Below are 14279 nucleotides of genomic sequence, written 5' to 3'. Positions count from 1 at the left end.
TTTTTTAAACACATAGAAACATAGATTTTGAAACTTAAAAAGACGTTTCACTTGCATCAATTCACATAGCTATGTGTGAGAAACTGGTTACTTTCTTTATTCTTTGTAGATAAAGAAAAAACTATGTTTCTATGTGTTTAAAAATATTTCTGCACAAAAAACTTTGTCAAAGTTCTCTAGACACTGATTTTAAATAGATTTAAAAGCAATCACAAACGCAATTACCGTTATGATAATTCCGAACATAAAAAAGTTGTAGGCAATTCGGAGTAAGTTATATTTTCGCTGTAAAACCAATCCCAGATAATACAAATCTTTGATCATGGTTGAGTACAAATAGTCGCGGTCTTTCATCATTTCGTTCATTGCCCAGTCATAATCTTCTAATGGCATTTTGTAGAAATTTCCAAAAAACATCAAATTCACTTTCTTAGCTTCCACATCATCTCTGGTGAAAAATCCTGATGTAACTTTTGGACGTGTCGAAAGAATCGCAAAAATAATCGTGATCACACTCGACATTAGCATAATAAACGTCGGTACAACCAAATGAGCATTTTTCGGACTATCCAGTTTTGGAATAATAGACGATAATGCAATCGAGATAATAATCGCATTTACAGACAATAAAATATTGGCCTTACTATCGGCAATTCCACTTAAACGAGTATGGTTTCCGAGAGTGACACGAAACAAAGTATCGATTCCTCGATCAGGTTTTTCAGCTTTTTCAGCTTTCTCTCTTTTTTTATTTTCTTCTTCGAGTGCAGCGGCGGCTTTCAATTCCTGTTTATTTATTTTTTTCTGAATTAATAATAGATTTTTTTCTTTCAGAGGTTGCCATTTTCTCAAGGCATAGTCTGTGTAGAATCTGTGTTTATTCAATAAAAAATTAAGATTTTCTCTAGTCCATTCTTCATTAGAAAAACTTACAATTCCAGCATTTTTTAATTCTAAACGCAGTAATTCGCAAGTTGTCGCATATTCAGCTCCCATTAAATGCGCATAATCTGCATCTCTAATAATTTTTTCAAGATGCGTTCTAGGCTCATACTCTTTAACTGTAGCCAGAATTAAACTCGAAACAAGTGCAATAAAATCTTCCGATTTTCCTTTTTCGCGCAAAAAGTTCGCTGCAATTTCGGTGCTTTTCTTTTCATGATTTTCATACCCTTCAATGTATCCAGTGTCGTGAAACCACGCAGCCACCAAAAGCGCCTCCTTATCCTCACCGCTTACATCTTCTTTTTTGCAAAGTTCTTTTACTGCTGTAACAACCGTAAAAGTATGATTAAAATTATGGTAAGAATATAAATTAGAAAGTTTATCTTTGAGTAAATTACCGACAAAATTCTCGGATTGTTCTATTAGATTCATAAAGAATATTTTTATACCACTAAATTATGAAATTGTTTTTGGATAATCATTTTATTGCTAAGATTAAAAACTGTTTATTAGCAATAGCGACACTATTCATCGTTTATTCCTGTGCAACACGCAAGCCGCAATATGGAAAAAGTGTGAGCGCCAACGAAACAGAAAACGCAACAGATACCATAAAAATTGCACATACTTTTTTTCTTGTTGGCGATGCTGGAAATGCCGATGAAGAACAGGCACAGCAAACGTTAGAACTTCTGCATCAAAAGCTTAAGAAAGCGAGTAAGAAATCGACACTTCTTTTCTTGGGTGACAATATATATCCGAAAGGTTTTCCGAGCGATAAACATCCTGAAGACAAGGCTTTAGCAGAAACTAAATTGACCAATCAATTAAATTTAGCGAAAGGCTTTAAAGGAAAAACAATAGTTATTCCAGGGAATCACGATTGGTATAGCGGCATCAAAGGCCTAGAACGTCAAGCTGATTTCGTTGCGAAATATTTAGACGATAAAAAAGGGTTTCTTCCAAGAAAATCCTGCCCGATTGAAAACACAAAAATTGACAGCACTACTACTCTGATAGCTGTTGATAGTGAATGGTTCCTTGAAGATTGGAACGATCACCCAACTATAAATGACAATTGTGAAATTAAGACCCGAGAAGCTTTTTTTGAAGAGCTAGAAGGTCTTTTAAACAAAAATCAAGAAAAAACCGTTGTTTTGGCTATTCATCATCCGTTATTAAGTAATGGAACTCATGGCGGACAATTTTCATTAGAAAAACAATTATTTCCTTTAGAGCAAAAAATTCCGCTTCCAGTAATTGGTTCGTTTATTAATTTATTGCGAAAAACTTCTGGCGTAAATCCGCAAGATATTCAGAACAAACAATATACGATTTATACTAAAAGAATTAAAACGCTTTTGCAAAAGCAGAAAAATGTAATTGTAGTTTCGGGTCACGATCATAATCTGCAATATATAAGCAAAGAAAATATCCAGCAGATTATCAGTGGAGCAGGATCAAAATCGGAAGCCGCTAGAGCTATTAGCCCGTATGACTTTTCATATGGTGGAAATGGTTATGCTACTTTAACTATGTTTAAAAGCGGAGATGCAAAAGTTTCTTTCTATGGAAATGAAAATGGCAAAGAAAAACTGCTTTTTGAACGCGAAATCATAAAAGCCAAAGAAATCAATTGGGCTTCAGATATTCCGAACAAGTTTCCTGCAAAAGTAACCACTTCGATTTATTCTCCAGAAATGACTCGAAAAGGTGCATTTCACAGATTTTTATTCGGTCAGCATTACAGGAAATATTATAGTATGCCGGTTGAAGCTACAACTGCTACCGTTGATACTTTAAAAGGAGGCTTAAAACCAATTCGCGAAGGCGGAGGACATCAATCGGTTTCTTTGAGAATGTCTGATCCTCAAGGACGTGAATATATCATGCGTGCGATGAAGAAAAGTGCGACCGTATTTTTACAGTCAGTAGCTTTTAAAGATCAATATGTGGTAAATGAATTCGAAAAGACATACGCTGAGGATTTCTTATTTGATTTTTACACGACTTCTCACCCTTATTCGTCTTTTGCAATCGGCAGCATGTCTGATCAAATTGGACTTAGACATACCAATCCTGTTTTATACTATATTCCGAAGCAAAATGGTTTAGGCGAATTTAATGCAAGTTTTGGAGACCAATTATATATGGTTGAAGAAAGACCTGCGGACAATCATCTTGATGGCAAAAATTTTGGAAAACCAAGCAACATCATCGGAACTGATGATATGATGCTGAACCTTCATAAAGACGAAAAATACACTGTTGATGAAAAAGAATATATCAAAGCGCGTTTGTTTGATATCCTTTTAGGCGATTGGGACCGTCACAGTGATCAATGGCGTTGGGCTGAATACAAAGAAGATGGAAAAGTAATTTACAGACCTATTCCAAGAGATCGTGACCAAGCTTTTGTAAAATACGATGGCGCTTTGCTTTCACTTATAATGAATATGCCTCCTCTTCGTCATATGCGAACTTTTAAAGGCGACAGAATTAATGTAAAATGGCTTGGAAGAGAACCTTATCCAATGGATTTGGCATTTCTAAAAACTGCTGGAGAAAAAGAATGGGTTGAGCAAGCCAAATATATTCAGGAAAACTTGACAGATGCAGATATCGATTTGGCTTTCAAAAATATGCCAAAAGAAGTTCAAGACGAAACGGTTGATGAAATCAAAGCAAAACTAAAAAGCAGAAAAAAAGATCTTCAGAAATATGCTCGCGAATATTCTGATGTGTTAGACAAAACCGTTATGATTGCGGGAACAGACAAAAAAGACAAGTTTGTTTTGAATCATAATGTAAAGAAAGGAATTGAAATTCAGGTTTTCAGAATCAAAAAAGAAGGCGATGAATTGTTATATATCAAAAACGTAACCGATGATAAAACCAAAAATCTTTGGATTTACGGACTGGACGATAATGATGTTTTTGAAGTAAAAGGAAACGAAAAATCTAGTATTAAAATTCGTTTGATCGGAGGTCAGAATAACGATACTTATAACATCGAAAACGGAAGAAAGGTTATTGTTTACGATTTCAAATCAAAAGAAAACACTTATAATCTTGATTCTAAAACGCAGACACAGCTTACAGACGATTACGATGTTAATGCCTACAATTACGAAAAACCTAAATATAATGTAGTTTCTGGTCTCCCAAATATTGGATACAATCCGGACGATGGTGTAAAAGTTGGAGTTAACGTAAATTATACCGTTAATAATTTTAAGCAAAATCCGTACACGCAAAGACATATTTTTAATGCTTTCTACTATTTTGCTACTGGTGGTTTAGAGTTTAATTATGCGGCGCATTTCCCTGGCTTATTAGGAAAATGGGTCATTGATGTGGAATCATTGTATACGACTCCAAATTTTGCCATGAACTATTTTGGCTACGGAAATGAATCGCAATACGATGATGATCTAGGAATGGATTATAACCGTGTCCGTATTAGAAAATTTAATGCTTCTGGGGCTATTCGTCACGTAGGAAGATATGGAAGCGAGTTTAGCGTTCAACCTATTTTCCAAAGAATGACAGTTGAAGATACCGAAAACAGATACATTAATATTCCAGGAATTGTAAATCCTGAGGTATTTGATAGTCAGAATTATGGAAGTTTGAAAGTGAAATATCAATTTAAAAATTCAGATTTTGCAGCAAAACCAACATTAGGAATGGCTTTTATGATTGCTGCAACTTGGACGACGAACTTAGATGACACAAAGAAAAATTTCCCTACTTTGGAAAGTTTCTTAGGTTTTACTCATAAAATTGATCATAACGGAAAATTGATTTTAGCAACTTACTTTAAAGGAAAAGCTATTTTTAATAATAATTATGAATTCTATCAGGGTGCTTCTCTAGGTGGCGATACCGATTTGCGCGGTTATAGAAATGAGCGTTTCTTAGGAAGTTCATATTTCTCTCAAAGCTCTGATTTGCGTTTAAGCATAGGAAAAATCCGCAAAACGATTGTGCCTTTTACTTACGGAATTTTAGGAGGTTTTGACTACGGAAGAGTTTGGTTGGATGGTGAAAATTCTAAAAAATGGCACCAAGATTACGGCGGTGGACTTTGGCTGAATGCCATAAATGTGATTACAGCAAGAATCTCTTATTTTAAATCTCCAGACGAAATTGGAAGATTGATTTTTGGAGCAGCTTACAGCTTCTAGCTATAGGTTCAAAGTTGCAAAGGCTCAAAGTAACAAAGTTTTTTTATAGCCACGAATTACACTAATTTACACTAATTTTTATTTAAATATAATTCGTGGAAATTAGTGTAATTCGTGGCTAACTTTTTGACTTAGCAACTTAAAGATTGAACTCATAGAGCTTTCCTCCTATTTTGTTTGTTTTTTCGTCAGCTATAAGTAAAGTGTTATTGTCTTTAAAAACGATGGCTTCTTTTTGTGAGAAGTGGTTTAAGCTTAATTCAGTTTGAGTTCCTTTATGATATAAATCTCCTTTAAAGTTTTTAAACAAAAGCACTTTATCATGGCTAAGCAAGGCTACTTTTTTTCCATCAGGACTTATTGTGGCACTTGTCAAAACACAATGATTGTAATTGCTGCACGTTTTAAACTCTCCTATTTTAACTGCTTTCTGAGTTCCTGCAGCATTTTTGATTTTGTAGATAAAAGCTGTTCCATCAAAACCTTTGCTCCTGTTTTTGGTAAAAAGATAGAAATAACCACCTTGTTCAAAGAAACCTTCAACATCGTAAAACATTTCTTTTTTCTTTGGAGGAAATTCTGTTTGCTCAGGATACGAAAATGAAATTTTATATTCCGTTTTAGCCACTTCATTATTCAATTGATTTTTTGCTACTTTATAAATACACAGATCTCTTCTTTCATTATCATTATTCCCAAAATCACCAATGTAAATATTTCCAGATTTATCTTTTGTAATATCTTCCCAATCTACATTTGCGGCATTAGAAATCGTAATGGTTTTGGCCAATTTCCCTTTAGAATCTATGGCGTAAATTGCATTTTTATTTCCGCTATCTTCCAAAGTATAAAGCGTTTGGTTTTCAGGAAAATAAGTAATTCCAGAAACTTCTTTTAATTTTTTTGGAAGCGAATAAAGTTCTTGTAAATCAGAACCAGATTGTTTCTGGCAAGCTAATAAAACAATTGAACAGATAACTAAAAAAGATTTTTTCATAAAAACTGTTTTTTGAACCATATAAGTTATATAAGTTAATTTAAAAGATTGACTTAATTCAACTTATATAACTTATATGGTGAAATGATTTAAACTAAGTTAGTGTTTTTAAAATTACGTGTAATAAACTCAAAAGCGGCATGCATAACATGTCCCATCGATTTTGCGTTTTTGAATTTCATATCGTTTGTATAACGGTACAACTCCATTTTTAATTGCAGTAAATGTTCTTGCGTTGAAATGGTATCGTGGCACATAATATTCAGCAATTTTTTAATTCTCGTTTCAGCAGAATGAATACGTTTTGCTAAAATAGCTCTTTCTTCATCTTTATATTGAATGATCGAACGCTCTTCTAATTTCTCTTTGATTAATTGAATCATCGGGAAGTTTTCCTTGAAAAACTGCGGACGATATACTTTAAAATTTCCTTCATAACATTGCTGGTCAAAATCGATTGGACGAATTTTATAGACTACCTGATCAAAATCGTGAATTGGGACAATCACATAATTGTAAGCTCGCATATCTCCCAAAAGACGAATCATACAGCGTTCGTTAAATTTGACAAACTCTTTGGCAATCTGTGCTTTTTCCATTTCACTGCATTTATCTAGCAGCGTATCCATAAAAACATCACCTGGAATCCCGATAATATGTTCCTCTATCAAAGTGTCTTTATAAACCAGAAAGTTGATTTTATCAGGCGAAAGAATATCCTCCAGTTCCAATCCATAAATACGGGAAGCATCTGCTTTTTTGATATAAAAATGAACATAGTTGTCATTTAGAATATTTCGAACTTTAATTCTAAAAGGTTTTGAATTTCCAAACGTACAATAATCAATTGCATCGACATTCAAGTATTGAATGATTTCGCTATTTCCATCAGAATGTAGAAGCGAATATATTTTCTTTAGATTTAAATCAATTTCATTGCGTTCAAATTCGCCATAATATACCCGAATCCACAGCGTGTCGGTGTCATTTTTGTCGTAAACATTTATAGAACCCGAAAAACGAAGCAAGTCATCATAAAACACAGAAACTTTAGAAATACGCTCGTATCGTTCTAAATAACTTAAAAGTGGCTGTGTTAAAGGGTAAGACGGTTTTTTTAAAACCATTAAAGGCTCGCTCATTTTGAATATCTTTATTACAAATTTACGGGAATACGATTTAAAGTTAGAATTTAAAGTAACAAAAATCAACTTGGCTCGTCATACTAAAAACTAAAACCAGAAAAATTTGGAAACCATATTAACCATTGAGAATTTAAGCAAAAGATACGGCCGAATTCAGGCTCTGAAAAATGTATCTTTTCAAATACAAAAAGGTCGTGTTTATGGCATTCTTGGGCCAAACGGCAGCGGAAAATCGACTACATTGGGAATTGTATTGAATGTTGTCAATAAATCGTCTGGCGATTATCGCTGGTTTGATGGCAATGTTGAAACTCATGATGCTCTTAAAAAAGTGGGCGCCATTATAGAAAGACCCAATTTCTATCCGTACATGACAGCCGAGCAAAACTTAAAATTGGTTTGCAAAATCAAAAACATCAACTATTCTAAAGTCAATGAAAAACTGGAATTAGTAGGTTTAATTGAAAGAAAAGACAGCAAGTTCAGTACTTTTTCTTTAGGAATGAAACAGCGTCTAGCGATTGCATCCGCGCTTTTGAACGATCCTGAAATTTTAATTTTAGATGAACCAACCAACGGATTAGACCCGCAGGGAATTCATCAGATTCGTGATATTATCAAAAAAATCGCATCGCAAGGAACAACTATTTTACTTGCTTCGCATTTATTGGATGAAGTAGAAAAAGTTTGTTCACAGGTAATTGTTTTAAGAAAAGGCGAAGTTTTATATTCCGGCCCTGTTGATGGAATGTCCTCAAACGAAGGTTTCTTTGAGCTGCAAACCGATAATAATTTAGTTTTAAAAACTGTTTTAGCAGAACATCCTGCTGTTGATAGAATTGCTGAAGAACATGATAAAGTTTTAGTTTACCTAAATTCTAATTTATCGGCTTCAGAATTAAATCAGTTTTTGTTTTCTAAAAACATTGTTTTAAGTCATTTAGTAAAACGTAAAAACAGTCTGGAAGCACAATTTTTAGAATTAACCAAAAACGCCATCGCACAAAAAAACTAAACCATGAAAAGACTTCTCTCTATAGAATTGCAAAAAATCTGGATGAACAAAGCCAGTAAAATATTAACCCTAACTTACTTTGTATTACTTTCTTTTATAGCTCTAATTGCAGCAATAAAATTTGATATTGGAATTTTTAAATTTCATTTGGCAGAAATGGGAATTTTCAATTTTCCGTTTATCTGGCATTTTAATACGTATGTTGCCGCTTGGATGAAATTCTTTTTAGCCATTGTAATTGTTTCCATGATGGCAAATGAGTATAGCTACGGAACTTTAAAACAAAACTTAATTGATGGTCTTAGCAAAAAAGAATTTATTTTATCTAAATTCTTAACAGTAGTTTTATTTGCTTTTGCATCTACAGTTTTTGTTTTTGTAATGAGTTTAATTCTAGGATTATCGTTTTCTTCTTACACCGAATTTGGCATTATCTTTAGTGACTTAGATTATCTACTAGCCTTTTTTGTAAAATTGACAGGTTTCTTTTCGTTCTGTTTATTTTTAGGAATATTAGTAAAACGTTCTGCTTTTGCTCTTGGTTTTCTTTTGGTTTGGAATATAATTGAAGCAATAATAAGAGGTACTTTAGCATTTAAAATTTTTCCAGACAGCGATATTGATAAAAAAATCACACAATTTCTCCCTCTAGAATCAATGTCCAATTTAATTGTTAATCCAGGCCCAAGATTATCTGTTGTGAAGAACATTGGCACACAAATGGGAATTGAAACAGATGCTGATTTTAGTGTTGATTATTTTGCTGTTTTTATCGTTTTAGCTTGGACTTTTACGTTTGTTTATTTTTCTTACAAATTATTAAAAAATAGAGATTTGTAGTATATTTGTTACTATGAGTCAACTACGATTTTTAATACCAATTTTCATCTTGTGCTGTTTTTGTCATAAAAGCAGCGCACAGAATATTTCTGTAAATAATACGGCAACACCAACAGATTTAATTCAAAATGTTTTAATAAATAGTTCTTGTGTTGATATTGAAAGTGTAGGCGCATCAGGAAACCCAACTCCAAACCAGCAAAGTTATGGCTCTTTTACAGCTGGTGCAAACTTTCCATTTTCAAGCGGAATAGTGTTGAGCACTTCACCAAGTAAAAATGCAGAAGGCCCCTTTGTTCAGCAAAATTCTAAAGGAGTGCAAGTGCAAGGTTGGAATGGTGACTCCGACCTTAATCAAGCTTTAGGCATTAACAATAGCACACAGGCTACAGTTTTAGAATTTGATTTCGTGGCTCTAACTAATTCAATAAGCTTCAATTATATTTTTGCTTCGAATGAATATCAAAATAATTTCCCTTGCATTTATTCAGACGGATTTGCTTTCTTGATTAAAGAAGCGGGAAGCAGTGAAAATTATAAAAATCTCGCTGTTTTACCCAATTCTGCAACAGCGGTTTCTGCCACAACAGTTCACCCAAAAATTAATACCATAAATGGCAGCGGTGGAGAACCATTGATAGGATGCGAAGCTGTAAACGAAAGTTACTTTAATGGATACAATACAACCTCCAGCCCTATTAACTACGCTGGGCAAACTGTAGTAATGAATGCTTCTACAGAGGTCATTCCGAACAAAAAATACCACTTAAAATTGGTTATTGCTGATGATGCCACGAGACAATACAACTCGGCAGTTTTTATTGAAGCAGGAAGTTTTGTAACTAAAATAAACTTTGGAGAAGACAGAACTGTGGCAAATAATAATCCTGTCTGCTTTGGCGAAAGTTACGTTTTGGAAACCAATATAAGTTTACCGGATTACACTTTTAAATGGTTCAAAAAAGACGCTTCCAATAATTATGTTCAAATTCCAGGAGCAACATCTTCCTCTTATGCTGTGCAAACAACAGGCATGTATAAAGTTGAGGCGAATTTAAGCGGCACAACATGTATTTCTGTTGGAGAAATCACAATTGAATTTTCACCACAAATTCAATCAACCAACACTTCTTTATTGCAATGCGATGATAACACAGACGGTATCACCATTTTTGATTTGACAAAAGTTGCCAATATCATAAAAAATAATAACTCGCAGATTACCAACCAAGGATATTACGAAACTTTGGCAGATGCACAGGCAAAAACAAATCCAATTTCAAATCCTCAACGTTATACTAACAAAGCACCGAATCAAATCGTTTTTGCAAGAATTGAAAATACTTTTGGTTGCAGTGCGACTGCAGAAATTACACTAAATATTTCTAATACTGCAATTCCAGATCAATCTCCAATTGCCAAGTGTGATGGAGACGAAATTCAAGACGGATATTATCAATTTGATTTAGCGACAGAAGTAACTCCTCAAATTTCAACAGGTCTGCCAACTGGATTAGTATTCACTTATTTTACAACAGCTTCTGATGCAATTACAGAAACAAATCCGTTGCCAAATATTTTTAAAAATACTGTACCAAACAGCCAGACTATTTATGCTCGTGCCATCAACGGTTCTGATTGCTATGATATCACTCCTATCGAATTGATTATACATACTTTTGACCCGCCCAATTTTGAAGATGCAACACAATATCTTTGCAAAGGAGATCAGATAACATTATCTGTTGCCACTGGTTTTAGCAGTTATAATTGGTCTAATAACTTAGGCACAACAAATTCAATCCAAGTTAGCACCCCAGGTGATTACTCGGTAACCGTAACAGATGCAAATGGATGCCCAAAAACTAAAAATTTCAAAGTAATTTTATCTGAACCAGCTACAATTACAGGAGCAGATGTTAAAGATTTTTCTGGAACAGACAATTCTGTAAAAATTCTATATACGGGCGTTGGAAATTATGAATTTTCGCTTGATGGATCCGTTTTTCAAGACGATCCAACTTTCACGCAAATAAGTCCGGGAGTTTACAATGCGATTGCCAGAGACAAAAACGGTTGCGGTCTGTCTAATGCATTTCAAATATACGTTTTAGATTATCCGCGTTTCTTTACTCCAAATGGAGACGGATACAATGATTTGTGGGCAATTAAAAACATTGATCAAATGCCAGATTATACGATTTCAATCTTTGATCGTTATGGGAAATTATTAAAGCAAATGAACCAAAATGGATCAGGCTGGAACGGAATTTTTAACGGAAGAGAAATGCCTTCAGATGATTATTGGTTTACTCTTCTTTTTGTTAACGGAAAAAATGTAAAAGGGCATTTTAGTCTGAAGAGGTAATATTTTAAACTCTTGCTTTTTCAACAATAATAGCACATATAACCATTTAATTTAACATCCTTGAAAATAAATTCTACGAAAAACAAAAAATAGCCAACAAACAACAGTCCAGCAACTTAAGATTTCAACTACATATTTTTACTTTTACATCTTACTTTAATAAGATGAATCGAGTTAAAATATTTCTGCTATTTTTAATTATCTCCTTAAAACTTTACGGACAAAATGACTGTAAAGACTTTGTAACAGTTTGCGGCAATAACAACCTGTCTGATTTGACAGCTCAAGGGCCAGGCCTAATCAAAGATTTCCAAGATATTACCCGTTGCAAAATACCCGAAGTAAGCAGTCTATGGTTAAAAGTAAATATCCAGAAAGGCGGAACGCTCGGATTTACTTTAACCCCAGAAAGCAGTGATTTGGGCGTTGATTTTGATTTTTATGTTTTTGGTCCAAATGTGTCCTGCGATAACTTAAAAGATCCTATTCGATATACTTTTACAAATCCTCAGCTTGCAAAACAAAGCACTAACATCACCGGCATGAACTCATTTGCATCTGAAAGTTTTGAAGGCTTAGGCGTACAGCAGGACTGTCAAGATATAGGAACTAATGGTGATGGTTTTGTAAAATTACTTACTACTCAAGACAACGAAAGTTATTTCATTGTAATTTGCAGATATTCAGGAGATTCAAAATTTAATATAACATGGAATGGTTCGGCTAAATTGTACGACCCTCCTGTATTTAAAGCTCCTAATCCCGAATTCATTCTTAATTTAGAAAAGTGTGACACAGATTCTGTTGACGATAATACTACGCTTTTTGATTTAACACAAAACACCGATTCGGTAGTACAAAATCAGCCTGAGATTACAATTACCTATCATACTAATGCAAATGATGCAATACTAGGAGAAAATCCTATTATTCATCCTGAAGCATTTAGAAATACGTCTTTAAAACAGAAAATCTACATAAGACTAACAAATTCGATTACAAAATGTTTTACCACAACAGATTTTTCAATATCACTCAATAATTACAAATTATCATTTCCCAAAACTTCATTTGATGTATGCGACGATTCTTCTGATGGTAATGATCATAACGGCAGAGCTAACTTTTATTTAAAAGATATTACTGAAACGATTTTTCCAAATAAAAAGGATTTAAACATCAAATATTATTTAACTCAGATAGATGCAGAAAACAATACAAACGAATTGACTGACCTCTTTTACAATACAATTCCAGGACAACAATTTATTTATGCAAAAGCATCCGACTCATTTTATTGTGCTACGATTAGAAAAATTACACTTAATATAAATCCGTTACCGGCAAAAATTGCTGCGACACTAGAACAATGCGATTCAAGCAAAAATGGAACAGGATTGGTTCTATTCAATTTAAATCAGGCGAATTCAGAATTGACATTCAAAAACCCTGACATGGCTACTCAATTTTTCTTAAATAAAAATGATTCTGAGAATAACACAAACGCTATAGCTCCAGACTTTTACAATACAACAAATCCTCAAACTTTATATGTCCGTATAACAAATTCTATCACGAAATGTTCTAACCTTGGTACTCTAACACTCAAAACCAATCCCGTTTCTGTTATTGAACACACTTTAAATCCTACATGCGATGATGACGGAATTGAAGACGGACTGCATTCTTTCGACCTATCTGATGTTGCCATAGTATCCAGCAATTCGCAAACTGTAAAATATTATAGTTCAGAAAAAGATGCTTTGCTGGAGAAAGATGCAATAGAAAATATAAGAGCATATCAAAATAGAATTCCTTATAATGACGAGGTTTATGCTCGTGTAGAAGAAAACAATAACTGCTTGGAAATTCATAAAATTAATCTCGAAATAAATAAACTCCCTAATATTGAAACCACAGGTTTTACAAACGTTTGTGAGGGTTCTTCTTCTTACTATGCACATTTAGAATCTGGAATTTCTGAAAGTAGCATAGCCAATAACTTTAGCTATGAATGGGCAAAAGATGGAATTCCAATTCCAGATCAAATATTGCCCACATTAGACGTGAATGAAGCTGGCATTTATACCGTAACAGTGAAAAACAAATTTAATTGCAGTAAAACCAGAACAATAGAAGTTACAGCATCAGATAAGGCAACTATAATAAAAATTGAGATTGCAGATTTAACAATTAACGATTCAAATAAAATCACTGTAATTGTTGAAGGAAAAGGAGAATATCAATATGCTCTTGACAATCCTAACGGTCCTTTTCAAGATTCAAATATTTTCGAAAATGTTGCAGCAGGAATCTACGAAGTTTATGTCAATGATAAAAAAAATTGCGGGACAATACACAAAACTGCAGCAGTTGTAGGTGCTCCAAAATTTTTTACACCAAACGATGACGGGTATAACGATTACTGGAATATTGTAGGTCTCAATACTACCGAAAATAAAAATGCAATTATTTACATTTTTGATCGATATGGCAAACTTATAAAACAAATTCATCCATCAGATTTGGGATGGGATGGCACATTTACTGGAAATCCACTTCCAGCAGATGATTATTGGTATACCTTAAAATTGGAAGACAATAGGGAAGCTAAAGGGCATTTTTCTTTAAAAAGATAATGTTTTAAATTCCAATATCTGAAATTCCAATACTTGAAAAAAACTCCAAACTTTATAAATTTCAATTGCAAAAAGCAATTCCGATTAAAACACAAAAAAGAATCCCAAACTCCATAAAACTGGAATTTGGGATTTTTTAT

General features: G+C 33.5%; 8 protein-coding genes. 5 read left to right on the top strand and 3 right to left on the bottom strand.

The annotated features are described in order from the left end of the window. Nucleotides 1-189: 189 nt before the first annotated feature. Nucleotides 190-1377 (bottom strand): Pycsar system effector family protein, encoded by a 1188-nt coding sequence (locus RB618_RS20760; protein ID WP_308070543.1) that lies wholly within the window; start codon nt 1375-1377, stop codon nt 190-192. A gap of 26 nt (nt 1378-1403) precedes the next feature. Here RB618_RS20760 and RB618_RS20755 point away from each other — a divergent pair, with 26 nt between their 5' ends. Further along, complete coding sequence (locus RB618_RS20755) at nt 1404-5135, top strand: metallophosphoesterase (RefSeq protein WP_308070542.1); 3732 nt, start codon at nt 1404-1406, stop codon at nt 5133-5135. A gap of 139 nt (nt 5136-5274) precedes the next feature. Here the strand turns inward: RB618_RS20755 and RB618_RS20750 are convergent, their stop codons facing one another. After that, on the bottom strand, nt 5275-6132 hold the full coding sequence (locus RB618_RS20750) for an SdiA-regulated domain-containing protein (protein WP_308070541.1): 858 nt from the start codon (nt 6130-6132) through the stop codon (nt 5275-5277). 89 nt (nt 6133-6221) lie between these two features. Then, complete coding sequence (locus tag RB618_RS20745; RefSeq protein ID WP_308070540.1) at nt 6222-7274, bottom strand: hypothetical protein; 1053 nt, start codon at nt 7272-7274, stop codon at nt 6222-6224. A 106-nt stretch (nt 7275-7380) separates the two neighbouring features. Here RB618_RS20745 and RB618_RS20740 point away from each other — a divergent pair, with 106 nt between their 5' ends. The 4 genes from RB618_RS20740 to RB618_RS20725 all read left to right on the top strand — a co-directional run bounded on the left by RB618_RS20740 (nt 7381) and on the right by RB618_RS20725 (nt 14139). Then, nucleotides 7381-8292: an ATP-binding cassette domain-containing protein gene (locus RB618_RS20740; protein ID WP_308070539.1), complete on the top strand. Its 912-nt coding sequence runs from the start codon at nt 7381-7383 to the stop codon at nt 8290-8292. Nucleotides 8293-8295: 3 nt separating this feature from the next. Next, nucleotides 8296-9132: an ABC transporter permease gene (locus RB618_RS20735; protein ID WP_308070538.1), complete on the top strand. Its 837-nt coding sequence runs from the start codon at nt 8296-8298 to the stop codon at nt 9130-9132. A gap of 13 nt (nt 9133-9145) precedes the next feature. Further along, nucleotides 9146-11500, top strand: coding sequence for a choice-of-anchor L domain-containing protein (locus RB618_RS20730; RefSeq protein ID WP_308070537.1), 2355 nt, complete (start codon nt 9146-9148; stop codon nt 11498-11500). Between the two features lie 164 nt (nt 11501-11664). Next, nucleotides 11665-14139, top strand: coding sequence for a T9SS type B sorting domain-containing protein (locus RB618_RS20725; RefSeq protein WP_308070536.1), 2475 nt, complete (start codon nt 11665-11667; stop codon nt 14137-14139). Nucleotides 14140-14279 lie beyond the last annotated feature (140 nt).

This window comes from Flavobacterium sp. LHD-85, from assembly GCF_030929595.1.
In the GTDB taxonomy this organism is placed as follows: domain Bacteria; phylum Bacteroidota; class Bacteroidia; order Flavobacteriales; family Flavobacteriaceae; genus Flavobacterium.
Note: the sequence above shows the minus strand (reverse complement) of the source record. Positions and strands in the feature narration are given on the sequence as shown.